This is a genomic window from Streptomyces axinellae (assembly GCF_039532135.1).
Taxonomy (GTDB): Bacteria; Actinomycetota; Actinomycetes; order Streptomycetales; family Streptomycetaceae; genus Streptomyces; species Streptomyces axinellae.
Map to the genome: position 1 here is coordinate 409,963 of NZ_BAAARJ010000004.1, position 21,674 is coordinate 431,636.

At 74.3% G+C, this 21,674-nt stretch carries 9 protein-coding genes; 6 read left to right on the forward strand and 3 right to left on the reverse strand.

The features are described from left to right. The first annotated feature begins 85 nt into the window (after positions 1–85). The gene (locus tag ABD339_RS08265) at positions 86–655 is read left to right on the forward strand and encodes a TetR/AcrR family transcriptional regulator (protein WP_344563728.1); all 570 of its coding nucleotides are present in this window, start codon (positions 86–88) and stop codon (positions 653–655) included. Positions 656–830: 175 nt separating this feature from the next. Further along, complete coding sequence (locus ABD339_RS08270; protein WP_344563730.1) at positions 831–2,033, forward strand: GDSL-type esterase/lipase family protein; 1,203 nt, start codon at positions 831–833, stop codon at positions 2,031–2,033. 77 nt (positions 2,034–2,110) lie between these two features. Here ABD339_RS08270 and ABD339_RS08275 read toward each other — a convergent pair whose 3' ends face one another. Beyond that, positions 2,111–2,485: a hypothetical protein gene (locus ABD339_RS08275; protein WP_344563732.1), complete on the reverse strand. Its 375-nt coding sequence runs from the start codon at positions 2,483–2,485 to the stop codon at positions 2,111–2,113. A gap of 199 nt (positions 2,486–2,684) precedes the next feature. On the opposite strand from ABD339_RS08275, the gene ABD339_RS08280 reads away from it, so the two are divergent. Continuing rightward, positions 2,685–4,532 carry an MFS transporter gene (locus ABD339_RS08280; RefSeq protein WP_344563734.1) on the forward strand — a complete coding sequence of 616 codons (1,848 nt, stop codon included), beginning with the start codon at positions 2,685–2,687 and terminating at the stop codon, positions 4,530–4,532. Positions 4,533–4,866: 334 nt separating this feature from the next. On the opposite strand, the gene ABD339_RS08285 is transcribed toward ABD339_RS08280, so the two are convergent. Both ABD339_RS08285 and ABD339_RS08290 read right to left on the reverse strand, forming a co-directional pair. After that, complete coding sequence (locus ABD339_RS08285) at positions 4,867–5,085, reverse strand: hypothetical protein (protein WP_344563735.1); 219 nt, start codon at positions 5,083–5,085, stop codon at positions 4,867–4,869. 433 nt (positions 5,086–5,518) lie between these two features. Continuing rightward, the gene (locus ABD339_RS08290; protein ID WP_344563736.1) at positions 5,519–5,779 is read right to left on the reverse strand and encodes an MbtH family protein; all 261 of its coding nucleotides are present in this window, start codon (positions 5,777–5,779) and stop codon (positions 5,519–5,521) included. Positions 5,780–6,308: 529 nt separating this feature from the next. Here ABD339_RS08290 and ABD339_RS08295 point away from each other — a divergent pair. From ABD339_RS08295 to ABD339_RS08305, 3 genes are read left to right on the forward strand one after another with little or no spacing between them, the layout of a single operon-like run. Further along, the gene (locus tag ABD339_RS08295; RefSeq protein WP_344563738.1) at positions 6,309–18,521 is read left to right on the forward strand and encodes an amino acid adenylation domain-containing protein; all 12,213 of its coding nucleotides are present in this window, start codon (positions 6,309–6,311) and stop codon (positions 18,519–18,521) included. Beyond that, positions 18,518–20,770 carry a class I adenylate-forming enzyme family protein gene (locus ABD339_RS08300; protein WP_344563740.1) on the forward strand — a complete coding sequence of 751 codons (2,253 nt, stop codon included), beginning with the start codon at positions 18,518–18,520 and terminating at the stop codon, positions 20,768–20,770. Before ABD339_RS08295 ends, ABD339_RS08300 begins: the two co-directional genes overlap by 4 nt. Further along, positions 20,767–21,582: a hypothetical protein gene (locus tag ABD339_RS08305; RefSeq protein WP_344563742.1), complete on the forward strand. Its 816-nt coding sequence runs from the start codon at positions 20,767–20,769 to the stop codon at positions 21,580–21,582. The genes ABD339_RS08300 and ABD339_RS08305 overlap by 4 nt, the downstream gene beginning before the upstream one ends. The last annotated feature ends 92 nt before the right edge of the window (positions 21,583–21,674 follow it).

Consider the following 21,674-nt stretch of genomic DNA (forward strand, 5'->3'; position numbering starts at 1 on the left):
CTTCGGTGATCGGCTCACCACATGCTCATTTGCCTAAAGGTATTAGGCAAATGCATGATGGGCTCCGCTGAACGGGAGGGAAGCTATGGCACGAGTAGGGCTGACCACGGAACGTCTGGCCCGGGCGGGAGCGGAACTCGCCGACGAGGTCGGCTTCGACGAGGTGACCGTCTCGGCGTTGGCCAGGCGGTTCGATGTCAAGGTCGCGAGCCTGTATTCGCATGTGAAGAACTCCCAGGACCTCAAGACCAGGATCGCCCTGCTCGCGCTGGAGGAACTCGCGGACCGGTGCGCCGCCGCGCTGGCCGGGCGGGCCGGGAAGGACGCTCTGGCCGCGTTCGCGAACGTCTACCGCGACTACGCTCGTGAACACCCCGGCCGCTACGCCGCCGCCCAGCTGCGGCTCGACCCGGAGACGGCCGCCGCCGGCGCGGGCGTCCGGCACGCGCAGATGACGCGGGCGATCCTGCGCGGCTACGACCTGGCGGAGCCGGACCAGACACACGCGGTCCGGCTGCTGGGCAGCTTCTTCCACGGCTACGTCAGCCTGGAGATGGGCGGCGGATTCAGTCACAGCACCCCGGACACCCAGGTGACCTGGGAGCGGACGCTGGACGCGCTCGATGCCCTGCTGCGCAACTGGCCCGCGGTCTGACCGACGCCCGGAACCGTCCGCACCGACGCCCGGAACCGTCCGCACCGACGCCCGGAACGGCGCCACCGACGCCCGGAACCGTCCGCGACGGCGAACGACCGCGACAGCGCCCAGCCCGAAAGCGAGCACACGCCGCGGCGAACGGGCAGCCCGAAACCTATGAGACGGACGAGTCATGACCACTGAACGCGACTGGATCACCACCCCCCTCACCGAGGAACTCCTGCGCGGCGCCCTCGAACTGGAGCGCACCGCGCACGGCATACTGCCGCATCGGCTGCCCGCGCGGGCCCGCGCCCAGTCGGCCGACCCGCAGCTGGCCATGGCCGAGTCCCAGCCCTCGGGCGTCCGGCTGGCCTTCCGTACCCGGGCCACCGCCGTCGAACTGGACACGCTGCCCACCAAGCGGTCCTACGTGAACGTCCCGCCCCGCCCCGACGGGGTGTACGAACTGCTCGTCGACGGCAATCCGGCCGGCCGGGCGAGCGTGAAGGGCGGCAACACCCTGACCATCGACATGAGTGCCGGTACCGCCCAGGTCCAGCCCGGAGCGGCGGGCACCCTCGCCTTCACCGGCCTGCCCGAGCGCGTCAAGGACGTCGAGATCTGGCTGCCGCACAACGAGACCACCGAACTCATCGCGCTGCGCACCGACGCGCCCGTCGAGCCCGCGCCCGATCCGGGCCGCAAGGTGTGGCTGCACCACGGCAGTTCGATCAGCCACGGCTCCGACGCCGCCGGTCCCACCACCACCTGGCCCGCGCTGGCCGCCTCCCTCGGCGGGGTGGAACTGATCAACCTGGGGCTGGCGGGCAGCGCGCTGCTCGACCCGTTCACCGCCCGCGCGCTGCGGGACACCCCCGCCGACCTGATCAGCGTCAAGATCGGCATCAACATCGTGAACGCCGACCTGATGCGCCTGCGCGCCTTCGGGCCCGCGGTGCACGGCTTCCTCGACACCATCCGCGAGGGGCACCCCACCACGCCGCTGCTGGTCGTCTCCCCGATCTGGTGCCCCATCCACGAGGACACCCCCGGGCCCTGTGCCCCGGACTTCAGCCGCATCAGCGAGGGCCTGATGCGGTTCACCGCCGCGGGGGACCCGGCGGAGCGCGCGAGCGGGAAGCTCACTCTCGGGGTCATCCGTGACGAGTTGGCCCGCATCGTCGCCCAGCGGGCGGACGAGGATCCGCACATGCGCTACCTCGACGGCCGCGAACTCTACGGCGAGGACGACTTCGCCGAACTGCCGCTGCCCGACCAGCTCCACCCGGACGCGGCGGGCCACCGCCGCATCGGGGAACGCTTCGCCGAACGGGCCTTCGCTCCCGGCGGCCCCTTCTCGGCGGACCGTGCGGGACAGCCCGGTCGTGCCTGAAGTGCCGCGCCCGTCCGGAGGACGGCCGCGGCGAAAGGCCGGTCGCGGCCGGATCCACCGGCCGCGACCGGAACGGTTCAGTGGTCGGAGTAGCTGAAGTCGCCCACGGTCCAGGCGCTGACGTCCTCGATGGCGACGCGGTACATCCCGCCCGTCTCCGGGATTCCGATGCTGCCTTGCAGGATGCGGGCGATATGGAAGTGGAGGTGGGTGGGGGCCCGGCCGTGGCCGGGGCGGTCCTGCCCCGGGTCGAGGGCGAAGACACCGGAGAACGGTCCCAGGCGCTCGGAGTCCGTCAGGACCTCCGACACCCGCTGCCGCCACACGGCTTCCGGTGCCAGCCGGCCGGTGATGACGGCGCCGCCGGTGACCACGGTGAGAGACATCTGATTGCTTTGCTCGGACTCCACCACAGTGGCGAGGTCGACGAGCAGTGCGTCAGGGTTCGGCATGAAAGGCGATTCTATTCGGACCCCGGCCCCCGGCGCCCACCGGCACCGATGCCGGTGCGAATGCCGGTGCCCACGCGGGCACCGGGTGGGCGCCCGCGTGCGTGCCGGGTGGGCGCCGCCGGGTGTGGTGCGCGAGGACCGGGAGTCCGTCACCGTAGGGCGAGTCCGTCACCGTAGGACGGGACGGAGGGGAGGCGCGGTGCAGGACATCGAGGGACACCGGGGCGCGCCGGGGGACGACGACGTGAGCGGTGCGTCCGGTACCGGCGAGCCGAACGGCGCGTCCGGGAACGGGGGCACGAACACCGCGTCCGGGGCATGTGCGCCGGAGAACGGCGGCGCGGACGGCACGGACACTACGACCGGCCACCACGGAGTCGGAGCCGACGGCGCGTCCGGTGACGCGGGCGGCAACGGCAACAGTGGCGACAACGACGACAACGACGAGGGGCATCCCCGGCGTCGGGCCATTCTCGTGGCCGTGTGCGCCGCTCTCCTGGTGATCGTCGTGGACAACACGGTCCTCAACGTGGCCCTGCCCTCGATCGCGGCGGCCTTCGACGCCTCGACGGCCGGACTCCAGGCGGTGCTCGACGCGTACGCGGTCGTCTTCTCCGGCCTGCTGATCACCGCCGGGGCCCTGTCCGACCGGTGGGGACGCAGACGGGCCATGGTCACCGGGCTGGTGGTGCTCGGCGTGGCCTCCGCCGCCGCCGCACTGGCCTGGTCGGTGTGGTGGCTCGTGGCGATGCGGGCGCTGATGGGAGTGGGCGCCGCACTGGTGATGCCCGCCACGCTGGCCCTGCTGGTGCACGTCTTCCCCGCCCGCGAACGGCCCAGAGCGTTCGCCGTGTGGGGCGCGGTCGCCTCGGTCGCGATGGCGCTGGGACCCGTGCTGGGGGGCGCTTTGGTGGCGGTGTGGAGCTGGGTCGGAGCGTTCCTGATCAATGTGCCGGTGGTCTGCTGCGCGGTGGTGGCGATCCTCCGGCTGGTCCCGGAATCCCGCGACGGCCGGGCCCGGCGGGTGGATCCGGCGGGCGCGTCGTTGATCACCGTGGGCATGGTGGCGCTCACCACCGCGGTCATCCTCGCCGGAGAGGGCGGCTTCGCCCGCCTCCCCGTCCTGGTGAGCGCCCTGGTCGCACTGCTCGCCGTAGGCGGCTTCCTGCGCCGCCAGCGGCGCTCGGCCACGCCCATGGTCGATCTGTCCCTGTATCGAGACCGCCAGTTCGCCGGGGGCAGTGCGGCGGTGACGATCATCTCGCTGGGCACCGGAAGCACCCTGTTCATCCTGGCCCAGTACCTCCAACTCGTGCGCGGCCTCGACCCCTTTGAGGCCGGTGTGGCCTCGGTGCCGATGGCGGCGGGGATCGTACTGGGCTCGCTGGCCGGAGGCCGGGCTCCTGCCCGGATCGGGCACCGGCTCTCCGTCGTCGCCGGGTTCACGGGCACGGCGGCGGGGTTCTTGTTCCTGGCGGCGCTCACCCCGCGCAGCGGGTTCGCGCTCGTCGCGGTGGGGCTGTTCCTCGTCGGCGGGGGCAACGGCTTCGCGGGCCCGGCGGTCGCCAGCACCGTTCTGGGAGCCGTCCCCAAGGACCGGGCGGGCCTGGGCTCGGCGCTCAACGACACCCACCAGCAGTTCGGCGTCGCCTTCGGCGTGGCGGCTCTCGGCAGCCTGCTGGCCGCCGTGTACCGGGCCCGGGCGCCCGCCGGCATACCGGCGCGGGCCCGTGGTTCGCTCGCCGCGACGCTGGAGCGGGCCGACGCACACCCCGGCACCGGCCGGGCGACAGCGGAGGCCGCGCGGCGCGCCTTCACCGACGCGCAGTCGGCGACGATGCTCGCCGCCGCCGGATGTGTGGCCGCCGGGGTCACGATCGCGGCGCTGGTCCTGCGGCGCGATCACCGGGGCGCGGCGGGGCGGCCGGGGGCGCGGGGCGGTCCGGTGGACGCGGCACCCGGCGGCGGTCCCGAGGAGACCGGCCCGGCGGAAGCCTCACGCGGTGCGACGCGACGGGCGGTCGGGGCACCGGACCGCTCCGCGTGAGCCGTGGCCGTGGGCAGTGAGCCGTGGCCGGGGGCGTGGGCCGTGAACCGTGGCCGTGAGCCGTGAGCCGTGCGGTGTGACGGTGCGGCGTGAGGCGGCCGTGCCACCCGCCACCTCGTCCCCCGGTTCGCTCGCCGGGCCTGCCCGGCCGCCGGGCCTCGCGACCGCGATGGCCTGAGGGATGCTCCGGTCGCATCGGCCTCGCCGAGCCGCCGGTGGACGGACCGGTCGTGAACGCGGAGACGGCGACGCAGGCCGTGGCGCCGGCCCGGCCGGGTCCGGTCGTGCCGCGGTGGCGGCCGGGGGCCGAAGTGCGCGCGCCGGCGGTGGAGCGTCAGCGGAGCGTCGCGGTGCCGGCCGAGGCGAAGCGGGCGGGCCGGGAACCGATGATCTGCCGGGAGATCGCGGAGGCGCTGGGGATCGAGCTGAGGCCGTCGAAGATCGAGGGGGTGGTGCGTTCGCGGGCCGGTCGCCTGGCGGAGCGGGGAGGTCTCGTGCGGACGGAGTCCGGCAGGTTCAGCCTCGCGGACGGGCCGGCCGCGGCGTCGATCATCCGGGGGTGGCAGTACACCTCGGGCTGTCCGCCCCGGCCCCCAGCCAGGCCGGGACCGGAGGGGCATCGCGGACTTGGGCCCACTCGGCGTCCGTCATGTCCGACGGATACCGAGCCGTCTGTCCGAACGATCCCCCATATTGCCGTACAGGGGCACGAGGCAATCACGCGACCGGGCAACCGAGTTGGACGAGGACGACGGAACGCAAGACTGTGGCACAGGGCCTCCTGACGCTCGAAGGACTTCAGCAATCCCGAGCTGGGCAGGAGGCCCTGCTTTCATGCCTGCTTCGACTGGAGATCACCCAACCGAGTCACTGCACTCGAACCAGTGATCACCGTGATCGACAGAGCAACGGCTTCTTGGGCGGCAGGCGGCAGCGCGGCTGCTGCCCGGCGGGCGGGCAGCAGAACTGACGCCCCCCCACGGGCGTTACAGCGAACCGTGCCGTGCCCCCTCAACAGTCGCGGCCTCCGAGGCGCCGCTGTCCATGGCCCGGGCGAGGCCGCGCGGGCGCATGTCGGTCCAGTGGGTCTCGATGTACGCGAGCGCCGCGTCGCGGCTGGTCTCCCCGAGGACGGTCTGCCAGCCTGCCGGAGCGTCGGCGAACGAGGGCCACAGGGAGTGCTGCCCCTCGTCGTTGACCAGGACCAGGTAGGTGCCCTCCGGGTCCTCGAAGGGATTGCTGCTCATCCGGTCACTCCTTCTCGGTGTGCTCTCTCCCGCCGGGAACGGCCCGTTGGCGGGACGGCTGCCGCAAACCCCGTGGGCGGTCGCTGCTTTACGGTTTGCCCCCTCTTTCTCTCCCGTTGACGGGCGGGGAAACGCCTCTTCGGGGAATGGTGCCGAGTTCAGGGGATGTTCACCTCGGAAGCGCGGGTGCGACCGGGTCCCGGGTCCGTCCGATTGAGCGTGCGTCCTCTACCGAACGGCCTGGACCAGCCATTTGATGGTTTCGTTCCGGCCAGATGCTCCGGCGGCCGATGCGCCCGGACCGCCCGGTCGGACGTTTCGTCCCCGTGGAGCGATCCGCTTTCCGCGGCGCCGAGTTGAGGTCTCGGCCGGTAATCGTGAGATGGATCATATTGCCAACGCTTTACTGTTCCATTGCCTGTTGTGTTTCGATGAGCCGGTCCCGCTTCCCGTTCCACCCGACCCACACGGCCACTTCCGACGGCAGTCACCGGCGCCAGCCGACACGACCGATGGGGATGCTCGCTCCATGCCCGACAACGGCCCTGAAATCCAACTCTCCGACGCTCAACTCGGGATCTGGCTCGCGGAGCGTGCCGGACTCGGCGCACCCGGCGCCTACCAGTGGGCGGAGTACCTCGACCTGGCCGGCGGCGCCGACGCCGGGCTCCTGGCCGCCGCGGTCACCCGGGCCGCGGCCGACTGCGAGGCGGTCAACGTCCGCATCACCGAGGCGACGCCCGGCGCGGTCGGCGGATCCACAGGCCCTATGCCGGTGCAGCGCCTCCGCCGCGACCCGGCGCACACCGTCGAGGTGGCCGACCTCCGTGGCATGCCCGATCCGGAGGCCGCCGCACTGGAGTGGATGCGGGCCGACCTGGCCGCCGCCGGGGACAGCGATGCCGGGCCGCTGTTCCGGGGGGCCGTGCTGCGCGTCGCCGACGACCGCTCGCTGGTCTTCCACCGGGTGCACCACATCGCCCTCGACGGTGCGGGCATGGCCCTGTTCGCCGAACGAGTCGCCGAGATCTACAGCTGTCTGTACGACGGCCGGGCCGTCCCGGAAAGCGGCTGGAGCGGGCTCCGCACCCTCGTCGAGGCGGAAGCCGCCTACCGGGACAGCGCCGCGCGCGAGGGGGACCGCGACTGGTGGCTGGAGCGGCTGGCCGGGCACCCCGAGGTCCTGAGCCTCGGCACACGACCGGCCCCGGCCGCGGCGCGTTCGCTGCGGCTGACCAGGGTGTTGCCGGCCGGGGAGTTCGCCAGGCTGCGGGCCGGCGCACAGCGGCTCGGGCACCGCTGGACCCGGCTGCTCACCGCGACGACCGCGGCACATCTGCACGCGATGACGGGCAGCCGCGACCTCGTGCTGAGCCTGCCGGTCGCGGGCCGCCCGCCCGAACTGGCGCGTGCCGTCCCCGCGATGTCGGCCAACGTCCTGCCCCTGCGCCTGCGCACCGGCCCGGCGGACACCGTCGGCGTGCTGCTCGGCCGGGTCGCCGGCGAACTGCGGACGGTACGCCACCACCAGCGCTACCGAGGCGAGCGACTGCGGCGCGAGCTGGGCTTCCCCGACGACGGCCGCAGGTTCTTCGGCCCGGTGCTCAACATCCAGCGCTTCGACCGGCCGCTGCGGTTCGGCCCGGCGACGGCCACCGTCCACAACCTCCAGGCCCCACCGTCGGAGGACCTCTCGATCGTCGCCTACGACCGTGGCGACGGCCCGCTGCGCATCGACTTCGACGCCAACCCGGCCACCCACGACGCCGAGTTGCTGCACGATGTCGCCGACCGCTTCGCCCACATGCTGTGGCAGCTGGCGGAGGCGGACCCGGGCACCCCGCTGGCACGGATCGCGGCCACCACCGAGAACGAGCGCCGGCACAGCACCGCACTGGGCACGGGCGCGCGCCCCGCCTCCGCCGGTCCGCCCAGCGGCCCGGCGGGTGGCACTCCGGGTGCCGCTCTCGCCGGTACGCCAGGCGGCACCTCCGCCGGTATGCCGGACGGACCGGCCGCCGCAGCGCCCCGGGGAGCGGCCGTCGAAGTCCCGCGCGCCTCCGCCGTCGAGGCTCCGCCCGGCTCCGACGCCGAAGTGCCGCGCGGCTGGGATGCCGATCCGCTCGCCGATACCGCCCTGGGCCGCTTCCGTGCCCAAGTGCGGTGTGCCCCGGACGCGTTCGCGGTGCGCTGCGCGGCGACCGGCGAGCGGCTGACCTACCGCGAACTGGACGCACGCGGCTCGGCGCTGGCCGCCGCGCTCGCCACGGCCGGCGCGGGCCCGGAACGGATCGTCGCGCTGCTGCTCGAACGGTCCGTGGACCTGGCGGTCGCGGCGCTCGCGGTGGTGAAGACCGGCGCGGCCTACGTCCCCCTGCAACGGGACGACGCGCTCGCCCGGCAAGAGGGGGTGCTGTCCGACGCGGGAGCCCGGCTGCTGCTCACCGACCGGCACACCGCGCGGGACCCGGTCACCGAATCGGCACGCGCGCGCGGCATGCGGCAACTGGACGTACGGGACCAGCGGGACGGAAGCGGGGGCGGGGACGGAAGCGGCGACGGCGGCGGGGCACCGGAGCCGCGCGTCACGCCGGACACGGCGGCGTGCGTGATGTTCACCTCCGGCTCCACGGGACGGCCCAAGGGCGTGGTCATCACCCAGGGCAATCTGGCCGGGCTCGCCGCCGACCGGTGGTGGTCCGAAGGCGGTGCCGACCGGGTGCTGCTGCACTCGCCGCACGCCTTCGACGCGTTCAACCTGGAGCTGTGGGTGCCGCTGCTGACCGGCGGCGAGGTCGTCGTCGCCCCGCCGGGACCGCTGGACCCGGCCGTCCTCTCCCGGATCACGGCCGCCACCGGGATCACCGGACTGTGGCTGACCGCCGGGCTCTTCCAGGCGGTCGCGGGACAGGACGCCGCCTGCCTGGCCGGGCTGCGCCAGGTGTGGACCGGCGGCGATGTGGTGTCCCCGGCGGCGGTGCGCGTCGCGGGTGCCGCGCTGCCCGGACTCACCGTCGTCAACGGGTACGGGCCCACCGAGACCACCGTGTTCGCCACCCGCTTCACCGCGGCGCAACTGCCCGGGGACGCCGCTTCGGTGCCCATCGGCGGCCCGCTGGACGGCAAGCGGGTACTGGTACTCGACGACGCGCTGCGGCCGGTGCCGCCGGGCGTGGTGGGGGAGCTGTACGTGGGCGGCACGGGGGTCGCGCGCGGCTACCTCGGCCAAGCGGCGGCAACCGCGGAGCGCTTCGTGGCCGACCCCTCCGGGCCGCCCGGCGCCCGCGTCTACCGCACGGGCGACCTGGCCCGCTGGAACCCGGACGGACGGCTGGAGTTCGCGGGGCGCGCCGATCGCCAGGTCAAACTGCGCGGCTACCGCATCGAACCGGGAGAGGTCGACGCCGCGTTGCTGGCCCGGCCCGGCGTACGGCAGGCCGCGACCATCCTGCGCGAGGACCGGCCCGGAGTGCGGCGCCTCGTCTCCTATGTGGCCGCCTCGGGCGGCACGAGCGCACTGCTCGGCGAGCTGGCCGACCGGCTGCCACCGCACATGGTGCCCTCGGCCGTGGTGGCCGTGGACCGGCTGCCGCTGACCCGCAACGGCAAGCTGGACCGCGCGGCTCTGCCCGCGCCGGACGCGCCGGCCCCCGCGCCGGGCGCGCCCACCCCCGTGTCGGCCGCGCCGACCCCCGCGACGGGCGCGGCAACTCCTGTGCCGGATACGGCAACTCCCGTCCCGGGCACGGCACGGCCCGCTCCCGGCGCGAGGGGCGCGAGGGGTGCGGGCCGAGGACCCGTCCCTCCGGACACCCGGAGCGACATCAGCAGCGCGGACGCCGGGAGCCCGGACGCCGGAGGGCCGGAGGCCCAGGAGCCGCCTGCCCACGGACCGGACCCCGGCGGCGCGGCGGCGGCCCGCGTGCCCCGCACCTTTGCCGAACAGCGGCTGGCCGAACTGTTCGGCGAGGTGCTCGGACTCGCGGACGTCCCGGCCGACCAGGACTTCTTCCAGCTCGGCGGCGACAGCATCAAGGCGATCCAGCTCGCCGGTGCCGCGCAACGGGCCGGACTGGCACTCAGCACCGCGGACGTCTTCCGCACGCCCACCGTCGCCGGCCTCGCCCGCGGTGTCGAAACCGGGCCCCGGCCGGGCCGGCAGGTCGCGCTGGGCGAAGCCGCCGACCCCACCGTCCCGTTGACGCCGATCATGCACTGGCTGCGTGAGCGCGGCGGCCCCATCGGGGGCTTCGTCCAGTCCCTGACCGTACGCACCCCGGCAGATATGACGGGGGATCAGGCGCGCGCGGTGGTGCAGGCGCTCGTCGACCACCACGACATGCTGCGGCTCTCCCTGACCACGGTGGACAGCCTGTGGCACCTGGAAGTACTGCCCCATGTCACCGTCGAGCTGAACCGGCCGGTCGCGCCCCTGGACCCGGAAGGCGGACCGGTGCTGCACGCGCGCCGGCACGACCCCGGTCACGGGCAGCCGGGCGAACTGACCCTGACGGCACACCACCTGTGCGTGGACGGGGTCTCCTGGCGCATCCTCCAGGAGGATCTGCGGGCCGCCTGGGAAGCCGTCCGGCACGGGCGCACCCCACGGCTCCAGCCCACCGGGACCTCCTTCCCGCAGTGGGCCAGGGCGCTGGTCCAGCACGCGCACCACCCCGACGTGCTCGCCGCCTTTCCCCGCCTGGCGGCTGCCACGCCCGTGGATCCCCCCGTCGCCGCCCGCGCCCTGGACCCCGGCGTGGACACCGAGCACACCCGGCGACGGCACACCCGCACCCTGGACAGCACACTGACCGCGCGGCTGCTGGCCGACGCCACCGCGGCCTTCGACTGCTCGGTGAACGAACTGCTGCTCACCGCGTTCGCGCTGGCCGCCGCCGACTGGCGGGACGGGCCCGACACGCTGTACGCCGATATCGAAGGCCACGGCCGCGAGGAGTTCGCCGACAACCTGGACCTGTCGCGCACCGTCGGCTGGTTCACCACCCTGCTTCCGGTGGAACTCGACCCGGGCTGCTCCTGGCGGGAGGCCCGCACCGACCCGACCGCACTGGACGGCGCCGTGGCCAATGTGCGCGCGCGCCTGCGCGACGCGCCGCGCGCCGGACTGGACCACGGCCTGCTGCGCCACCTCAACCCGCAGAGCGGCCCGGCGCTGGCCGCCCTCCCCGCACCGCAGTTCGCGTTCAACTACCTGGGCCGCTTCGACGTCGGCGGCGACGGCGAGTGGGCCGCCGTGGCCGACGCCACCGTGGCAGGCGCGCCCACCGGCGGCCGGCTGCCCATGAGCCACGCCGTGGAACTCGACGCGCTGATCGCCGACCACCCCGACGGCCCCCGGCTGGTGGCCCACTGGTCCTGGCCCGGCGAACTGCTCCCCGAGGAGCGGACCGCCGCCCTCGCCCAGCGCTGGTCCGACGTGCTGACCGCGCTCGCCCGCCGGGCCCGCTCCCGGGCGGCCGGGGCCCTGCCCCTGCCACCGCTCGCCCAAGGGCTGCTGTTCCACTCCCTCTACGACCACGACGGCGCCGATCCCTACCTCGTCCAGTTCGTCTTCGACCTCGGCGGACCCCTGGACCCCGGCGCGCTGCGCGACGCGCTGCACCGCCTGCTGCAGCGCCACCCCCAGCTCTCCGCCGGGGTGCGGCACGGCCCCTCGGGGCGCCCCGTGCAGGTGGTCGCCCCGGACTTCACCGTCGAGTGGCGGGAGCAGCCCGCCCCGTCCGACGGTGACCTCGAAGGCTTTCTCGAAGCCGACCGCAGGCGCCGGTTCGACCTCGCCAGCCCCCCGCTGGTCCGCGCCGCCCTGCTGCGCCGGGCCGACGAGCGCCACACCTTCGTGCTGACCACCCACCACCTCCTGCTGGACGGCTGGTCCATGCCCGTCCTGATCGAGGAGCTGTTCTCGCTCTACGCCGGCCGCGCCCTGCCGCCCCCGACCCCCTACCGCGACTTCCTCGACTGGCTGTCGGCGCGCGACTCCCGTGCCGACGAGGCCGCCTGGCGCGCGCTGCTCTCTTCCGTGGACGGCCCCACGCTGGTCGGCGGCCCCGGCCGGCGCGGCCCGTCCGGGGCCCGCCGCACCGTGACGACCGGGCCGGACGCGGACCTCGGCGAACGGGTGGACGCCCTCGCACGGCAGCACGGACTGACCGCCGGTGTCGTGCTGCGGCTGGCGTGGGCGGTGCTGCTCGGGGCGCTGACCGGGCGGGACGACGTGGTGTTCGGGGCGACCGTCTCCGGACGTCCCGCCGAACTGCCCGGGGCCGAGCGGATCGTCGGCCTGCTGATCAACACCATTCCGGTGCGGGCCCGCCTCGACCCGTACCGGACGGTCGCCGAGTCCCTCGCGGACCTGCGCGCCCAGCAGGCGGCCATGCTGGACCACCAGCACGCCGATCTGACCCGGCTCCAGTCCCTCTCCGGACACGCCGAACTGTTCGACACCGTCGTCGTGTTCGAGAACTACCCGGTTGACGAGGACGCGCTGCGCGGTGTGTTCGCCGACGTGCCCGGCCTCGAACTCCGGGGCATCCAGGGGCGGGACGGCACGCACTACCCGCTGACCCTGATCGCCGCACCGGACAGCGGCGGCCTGCGGCTCCGCCTGGACCACAGCACCGACCTGTTCGGCGAGGACGAGGCCCGCCGCCTGCTCGACCGCCTCCGCGCGCTGCTCGACCGGATCACCGCCCGGCCCGAGGCGCCGCTGGGGCAGATCGGCCTGCTGCTCCCCGACGAGCCGACGGCCCCGGCCGCCACGGAGACCGAGCCGGACCCCGCCCCGGCCACGGACTCGCCCGCCCCGGCCACGCCCTCGTCCGTGCCGAGCGCACCGGCCCCGCCGCCCGGTCTGCCCGCTCGCCCCGAACTCCCCTCGCTGCCCGGGTTGTTCGAAGCGCAGGTGGGCCGCCGGCCCACGGCGCCGGCCCTCACCTGCGGGGACACCACAGTCACGTACGGGGAACTCAACGCGCGGGCCAACCGCCTGGCGCGGCTCCTCGTCGAACGCGGGGCCGGCCCCGAGCGGCTGGTGGCACTCGTACTGCCTCGCTCCACGGACCTCGTGGTCGCGGTGCTGGCCACCTTGAAGGCAGGAGCCGGCTACCTGCCTCTGGACCCGGCCCACCCCGGGGAGCGCGTACGGCAGGTACTGGAGGCCGCCGCCCCGGTGCTCGTCGTGACGGAGAAGCCGCTCGCGGTGCCGCACCCGCACATCGTGCTCGACGGCAGCGACCCGGCCGCCCACCACCGCTCGGACGACCTCGGCCTGCCCGTGGACCCCCGCGGCATCGCCTACGTGATCTACACCTCGGGCTCCACCGGGACCCCCAAGGGCGTCGTCGTCTCGCACCACAACGTCGCCCGGCTGCTCGCGGCCACCGACGCCCGCTTCGGGTTCGGCGAAGACGACGTCCACACGCTCTTCCACTCCTACGCCTTCGACGTCTCGGTGTGGGAGCTGTGGACGGCGCTGGGGCGCGGAGGCCGGCTGGTGGTCGTACCGGAGGACACCGCCAGATCCCCCCGCGCCCTCCTGGAACTGCTGGCCCGGGAGCGGGTCACCGCGCTCAGCCAGACTCCCTCGGCCTTCTACCAACTCCTGGGCGCCGAGGCTGAATCGGCCACCGGCGCGCTGCCCGCACTGCCCGCGCTGCGCGTCGTCGTGTTCGCCGGGGAGGCGCTGGAGGTCTCGCGCATCCGCTCCTGGTACGGCCCCGGACGCCCCGCGCTGGTCAACATGTACGGGATCACCGAGACCACTGTGCACGCCACCTACGCCGAGCTGGACGACCCAGAGGAGAGCGCGGGCGTCATCGGCACCGCCCTGCCCGACCTGCGCCTGCACGTGCTGGACCACGCGCTGCGGCCGGTGCCGCCGGGCTGCCCAGGGGAGATCTACGTCGCGGGCCCCGGAGTGACGCGGGGATACCTGGGACGGCCGGGCCTCACCGCGAGCCGCTTCGTCGCCGACCCCTTCGGCGCGCCCGGCGCCCGGATGTACCGCTCGGGAGACCTCGCCCGGCAGCGCACCGACGGCACCCTCGAATACCTGGGGCGCACGGACCAGCAGGTGAAGATCCGGGGCTACCGGATCGAGCCCGGCGAGATCGAACGCGTCCTCGAACAGCACCCCGCCGTGGCACGTGCCGTGGTGCTCCCCGACGCCGATGCCAACGGCGACGGCGGCCGGCTGCTCTGCTACGCCGTGGCAGCCGAGAACACCGCCGCCGCGACACCGGCCGCGCTGCGCGAGTACGCCCGCTCGGTGCTGCCCGCGCACATGGTGCCCGCCTTCGTCCTCCCGGTCGAGGAGATCCCGCTGACCGGGAACGGCAAGCTGGACCGCCGCGCCCTGCCGAGGCCGGAGACCGCGCACCCGGTGAGCCGTCCGCCCCGCACCGAGCGGGAACGCCTCCTGTGCGCACTGTTCGCCGAGACGCTGGGCGTCCCCGAAGTCGGCGCGGAGGACAGCTTCTTCGACCTGGGCGGGCATTCGCTGCTCGCCACCCGGCTCATCAACCGGGTGCGGGCCCGGACCGGTTGCGAGCTGAGCATCCGCACGCTCTTCGACGCCCCGGCCGTCGCGGACCTGGCCCAGCACCTGCCGGACACGCCCGCCGCCTGGCACGACCGGACCGCGCGTCCAGGGGAATCCGCGTTGTGCGACGGGCCCGTTCCGTCCGCCCCGCTCGGTCCGTCCGCTCCGTCCGCCCCGCTCGGTCCGCTCGTCCCGTCCGGCCGGCCGGAGCGGATACCGCTGTCCGCCGCCCAGCGCCGGCTGTGGTTCTTCAGCCGCCTCGCCGGGCCCAACTCCGTCTACAACATGTCCTTCGCCGTGCGGATGAGCGGACCCCTCTCGGCCGGGGACCTGCGTGCCGCACTCGGCGACGTACTCGCCCGGCACGAGAGCCTGCGCACCACCGTCACCGAGATCGACGGCGAGGTGTACCAGACCATCGGCACGGACGCGGAGGTGCCGTTCGAGACGGTGACCACCTCGGAGACCGAGCTGTCCGACGTGCTCGCCGAGGCGGCCACCCACGTCTTCGACCTCGGCGCCGAACTCCCCGTCCGCGCCCTGCTGTGCGAGACCGCGCCCGAGGAGCACGTGCTGCTGATCCTGCTGCACCACATCGCCGTGGACGGCTGGTCACTCGGCCCCCTGGCCCGCGACCTGTCCACCGCCTACCGGGCGCGCGTCGCGGGCGGGACCCCGCACTGGGCGCACGAGCCCGTGCAGTACGCGGACTACGCGCTGTGGCAGCGCACCCTCGACCACGGCGCCGAGACCGCGTACTGGCAAGAGACGCTGCGCGGCGCCCCCGAGACGCTGGCGCTGCCCGCCGACCATCCCCGGCCGCCCGTATCGCGGCACCAGGGCGAGACCGTCGAGTTCACGCTGGACGCCGAACTGCACGCCGCGCTGGCCAAGTTGGCGCGCACCACCCGGACCAGCCCGTTCATGGTGGCGCACGCCGCCCTCGCGGTGCTGCTGTCCCGGCTCGGCGCGGGCGAGGACATCCCCATCGGCACACCGGTGGCCGGGCGGCACGACGCCTCGCTCCACGAGAGCGTCGGCTGCTTCGTCAACACGGTGGTACTGCGCACCGACCTCAGCGGCACACCGACGTTCGCCGAACTGCTGGAGCGGGTCCGGGCCACCGACCTCGACGCCTTCGCCCACCAGCGACTGCCCTTCGAGCAGGTGGTCGAGGCCGTCAATCCGCCGCGCTCCCTCTCCGCCCACCCGCTCTTCCAGGTGATGCTGGCCTTCCAGGACACCCCGCCCGCGACGTTCGACCTGCCGGGCCTGCGCGTCGAGCCGGTCGCGGCGCACGGCGGCGCCTCCCGCATGGACCTGCTGTGGAGCCTGCGCCAGCACCACGCCGACGACGGGGCGGAAGCCGGCATCGAGGGCCTGCTGGAGTACGACACCGAGCTGTTCACCCCCGCCACCGCCCGGCTGCTGCTCACCCGGCTGGAAGTGCTGCTGCGGGCCGCCGTCGCGGATCCCCACCGCCCGGTCGCCGACCTTCCGCTCCTCGTACCGGGGGAGCGGGAGCGGATCACCGGCCGGTGGAACTCCACCGCCCGCGAGGTGCCGGGGGCCACCGTGGCCGGACTGTTCGCCGGGCAGGCCCGGCGCACGCCGGATACCTGCGCCGTACGGCACGACCGCACCCGGCTCACCTATCGCGAACTCGCGGAGCGGGCCGGGCAGATCGCGGCCGGGCTGAGCGCGCGCGGCGTCGGCCCCGGCACCCTGGTCGCCCTGGAACTGCGGCGCGACCCCGACCTGCCCGCCGCCCTGCTCGCCGTCCAGTCGCTCGGCGCCGCCGCCCTGCCGATCGACCCCGCGCTGCCCCCGCGCCGCATCGCGGCCCTGCTGGCGGATGCCCGCCCCGCACTGGTGGTGCGCAACGGGGACATCCCGACGGTGCGGGACGAGAGCCTCGCCGGACTTCCCGCCGACGACCGCGCCCCGGCCGACGATCGCGCCGCCGAGGACCGGCTCGCCTTCGCCCCCGGCGACACGCAACCGGTGGCCGTGCCGCCGGACACGGCGTACGTGATGTACACCTCCGGCTCCACCGGGCGGCCGAAGGGAGTTGTCGTGCCGCACGGCGCCCTGGTGAACCTGCTGTCCGCCCTGCGCGAGCAGTTGGGCGTCGGGGAGGGCGACCGGATACTGGCCGCCGCGCCCGCCGGCTTCGACATGTCGCAGCCCGAGCTGTACCTCCCGCTGATCACCGGGGCCACCATGGTCCTCGCCGGCCAGGGCGCGCTGCGAGAGCCCGACGAGCTGGCCGCGCTGCTGGAGCGGCACCAGGTCACCGTCATGCAGGCCACGCCCTCCTTGTGGCAGGTCCTCGTGGCGCGGCGCCCCGAGCGGCTGCGCCATGTCCGCGCGGTCATCGGCGGCGAGGCGGTGCCCACGGAACTGGCGGAAACCCTGAGCGGCCTCACCGCCTCGCTGCTGGCCTGTTACGGGCCGACCGAGACGACCGTCTGGTCCACCACCCACCAGGTGGACCGCACCGGCGGGGCGGGCCGCGCGGAAGGGACGGGCCAGGCAGGCCGACTGGACCGCACGGACCGGACAGGCCCGGCGAGGACCGCCACCGTGCCGCTCGGCCGCCCGCTGTGGAACACCCGCTGCTATGTGCTCGACGCCCGGCTGCGGCCGGTGCCGCCCGGCGTGTCCGGTGAGCTGTACCTGTCCGGCGCCGGCGTGGCCACGGGCTATCTCGGCCGGGCGGGGCTGACCGCGACCCGGTTCGTCCCTGACCCCTTCGGCCCGGCGGGAGAGCGGATGTACCGCACCGGCGACCTGGCGTCCTGGACCGGCGACGGAGCGCTGCGCTTCCACGGCCGTACCGACGACCAGGTGAAGATCCGCGGCCACCGCGTCGAACTCGGCGAGATCGAGGCCGTGATGTCCCGCCACGAGGAGGTGGCCGGGGCGGCGGTGACCGTCCATGACCGGGGCGCGCACGACCGCCGCCTGGTCGGCTACGTCACCCCCGCCGACGCCGATGTGCGCGCGGTGGGCGCCCACCTGGCCCGGCACCTGCCCGACCACATGGTGCCCGCGCGGCTGCTCGCGCTGGACCGGCTCCCGCTCAGCGCCAACGGGAAACTGCTGCGCGACCGCCTGCCCCGGCCGGACTGGTCGGCCACCGGCGGCCTGCCGCCGGAGAACCTCCGCGAGCACCTGATGTGCGAACTGTTCGCCGAGGTGCTGGACGTGCCCAGGGCCGGACCGGGCGACAACTTCTTCGAACTGGGCGGGCACTCGCTGCTGGCGGCCCGGCTGGCCGACCGCGTGCGCACCGTACTCGGGCTGGAGCCCAGGGTCCGCGACATCTTCGAGGCGGCCACGCCCGCCGCGCTCAGCCGCCTGCTCGGGCAGTCATCGTCCCGGCCCGCCGCACCGGCCCACCTCGTACCGTTCCGGACCGGCGGCCGGGCCGCGCCGGTGTTCTGCGTCCATCCGATCAGCGGCCTCAGCTGGCTGTATTCCGGCCTGTTGCGGCACATCGACGGGGACCATCCCGTCTACGGCATCCAGGCGGAGGGCCCCGGCGGCGTGGACGCCCTGCCCGGTTCGGTCGAAGCGATGGCCGAGCACTACGTGGACCTGCTGCGCTCGGTGCGCGCCGACGGCCCGTACCACCTGGTCGGCTGGTCCTTCGGCGGGCTCGTGGCGCACGCGATGGCGGTCCGGTTGCACGAACTCGGCGCACCCGCCGGGTCGTTGTTCCTGGTGGACACGGTGGCGGGTGAGGGCACCGGACCGGCCGAGCCCATCGACGACCGGCGCGTCCACCGGGTACTGCTGACGGCGGCGGGCCTGGACGACGCCCGTTTCGCCACGGAGGACCTCGACTTCGAGACCGTCTCCGCGCTGCTGCACCGCGAGGGAAGCGTGTTCGCGCGCTTCACCGGCGACGACATCGGCCGCGTCATCGCCGTCTCCCGCCACAACGACACCCTGATGCGCGCCTACCGTCCACCGCGCTACCCGGGGGACACCACCTACATAGAAGCGGCGGCGCCCACGCCGAGGGGGACCCCTCACCACGAACTGTGGCGGCCCCACGTCGGCGGCGAGCTGACCGTCGGCCACACCCCCGCCCCCCACCACCGGGTGATGCAGCCGCAGCACGTGGACCACATCGGAGCGCAGCTCCGCGACCTGTTGAGGAGGTCACGGTGACCGGCACGGGCACAGGCACGGGCAGGGGCAGGGGCAGGGGCACGGGTACAGGACCCGGCACCGGAGCCGGGTTCGAGGACGTGCCCGGGCCCGGTGCCGGGACGGCGACCGGCCCGCAGTGCGTGACCGGACCCGAGACCTTGACCGGACCCGAGACCTTGGCCGGGTCCGGGACCCTCGCCGGGTCCGGGATCCCCGGCCTCGGGGCCCTGGCCGAACTGCCCGCCGGGGCACGGGTGGTGATCCGGCTGCCCAACGGCCGCGCGCTGGCGGACACGCTGCTCACCTGCTTCGGACTGCGCCTCGTCGCCGTTCCGCTGCACCCGCGCAGCACCGAAGCGGAGGTCCGGGCAATCGCCGAGCGCGTCTCGGCGACAGCCGTGGTGGACCCCCGGGGGCCGCACCGCACCGGCCTCCCCGACGCCCACACGCCCCCCGACGGCCTCGCCTTCATCATGTTCACCTCGGGCTCCACCGGCCCGCCGAAGGGGATCATGCTCAGCCGGCAGGCCGTCCTGGGCAACGCGGCCAAGACAGCGGCTCTGCACGGGCTGACCCCGGAACGTCCGCACGGGACCTGCCTTCCGCTGTACCACTGCAACGCGCTGGTCATGTCCCTGCTCGGCACCCACCTCACCGGCGCGCCGCTCACCCTGCACACGGCTGCCTCCGACCCGGCCGGGTACTTCGCCGCGCTGGACGCCGCCGGGGCCAGGACCGCCGCCATCGTGCCCGCGCTGCTGGCGGACCTGCTGGAAGAGGGCCCCGACTGGCCGGCGGGCCTGGAGTACCTGATCACGGCGGCGGCCCCGCTGACCAGCGACCTCGCCCGCCGCTTCCACCGCCGCTACGGCCCGCGCCTGCGGCAGGGCTACGGCCTGACCGAGGCGGTCAACTTCAGCTTCACCATGCCCCGGCTCGACGACGCCGCCTTCCGTGAGCAGTACCTGGAGCGGGTGCCGCCGGTCGGCGAGCCTCTGCCCGATACCCAACTGCACCTGGAATCGGGCGAGGTGTGGATCAGAACCCCGGATTTGATGACCGGATACTGGCAGGACAGCCGGGCCGGCGCCGCCACGGTCACCGACGACGGCTGGCTGCGCACCGGCGACCTCGGCGAACTGCGCGACGGACTGCTCGTGCTGCGCGGGCGGGCCGGTGAACGCGTCAACCGGGGCGGGGAGAAGCACTACCCGCTCGATGTCGAACACGGCTGGCGGCGTGCGGGCCTGTCCGGGCGGTTCGCGGCGGTCGCGGTGGACGAGCCCTCCCTCGGCCAGGACCTCGGACTGATCGTCGACGAGCGGCAGCCGGTCGCCGCCGTGCGCGAACTGTACGAGCGGGCGCCGCTGCGGCCGGTCGCGCTCCAGTTCGGCGGATTCCTGGCGACCTCCACCGGCAAGCCCCGGCGCACGGCGATGAGCCGCACCCTCGCCGCGCGCCGCCTGGCCCCCGCACGGTACGAACGGCTGCTCCGCCACGCCGCCTTCACCGCACACGAACTGCTGCACGAGGGCGCCGATCACCCCGCCCTGCGGTCCTTGGCCGCCACCCGGCCGATGCCGGACGGGTCAGCGGCGGCACCGGGGCAGGCGGAGGAAGAACGAGAAAAGGGGGAAGGGGCCGAAGCCGTCATCGCCGCCTTCGACTTCCTGCGGCAGCACTGGCACCGCGAGAGCGACGCGGAATTCCGCCGGGCCAAGGCCCGTTGGCTCACCACGCTGCGCACCGAGTGGCCCTTGGCGGTGCACGCCGAACTCGCCGCCGAGGTGGCGGCCCGCCACGGGTACGAGGGCCCGCCGGTGCCGTTCGGCACCGAAGCCCGCTACGGGGACGGCGCACTGCTCGTCCTCCCACACGGTCCGGCCGCCGACGGTGCGGCCCCGGCCCGTCCGCTGGACGTGCTGCTGGCCTTTCTGCACAGCCCCGCGACGCAGGCGGACGGCCCTGGGCCGCGTGCGAACAGCCCCGGTGCACAGGCCAAGAGCCCCGCGGCACAAGGGAGCGGCCACCGTGCGCAAGTGACCGGTCCCGGCACGCAACCGGACGGTTCCGGCGGCGGACCGAGCGGTTCCGGCGGGGCGGACACCGGGCCGGACCGCTGGCGGCTGCTCGCGCGGCTGCGCGAGCGCGGATTCACCACCGCCGGCTGCTCGGTACTGCGCGCCGGGCGTCACGACCTGGGCGGCGTGCTGTGGGCACGCCGCCCGGACCCTGGACCGAACGAGCACTGTGGAGCTGCGGAATGACCCAGAGCACCGGGATGACCGGCCGCACGGAACGGATGAAGCAGGCGCCCGACCACGAGGACGAGATCCTCGACGTCCGCCGGCACCAGGACCCGGGCCGGAACCGGCTGACCCCCGTGGTGAAGCTGCCGGCGGACGTCGCCCTGGCCGTGGTCGACGCCCTGGCCGGGCTCGTGCGGACCGCGCACGCGGGCGAGGAGGCGAGCCCGGCTCCCGCCGGTGCGCTCAAACAGGCGCAGGAGTTCGAGGAGGGCGATGTCTTCATGCTGGAGCCCCCTTTCGAGGGCTTCTTCGCCGACCGCTACCTCATGGACTTCTACGACACCGCCGAACGCGACATGTGCTCGCGCATGCATCTGCACACCGGGCTGCGGTTCGTGCGGATGATGACCGGGCCCGGGACCACGATCCGGGTCTCCAGCCTGTCCCCGGTCACGGTGCGCCCCACGGCGGGCTGGCCCGGGCCGCTGGACACGTTCACCGACGCGCTCCCCGGCACGCCTCCCGGTCTGCACCGGGACCGGCACAACGTGATCGTGCCGCCGAACTCCTGGGTGGACATGCAGATTCCGCGCGGGGTGTCGCACCAGTTCAACGCGGTGGGCCCGAACGCGGTGATCGACTCCGTGCACCCGGAGGAGTCCATAGAGACCCTGCGCGAGGGGATGACGGGCTACCGGATGATGGCGCAGACCATCTTCCTCGCCAAAGACAAAACCCCGGCCACCACCTGCGCCGACCCCACCACACCGCCGGCCGGTCCCACCACTCCGGGCGTCGCCCCCGCCGCACCGGACGCCGGCGGTCTCTGACGCGGCCCGAACGCCCGGCCCGCGGACCGGAATACGTATATGCGTTCCTATAGCATCGCCGCATCCGTATGCGGGAAGCCGGAGTTCCGGAA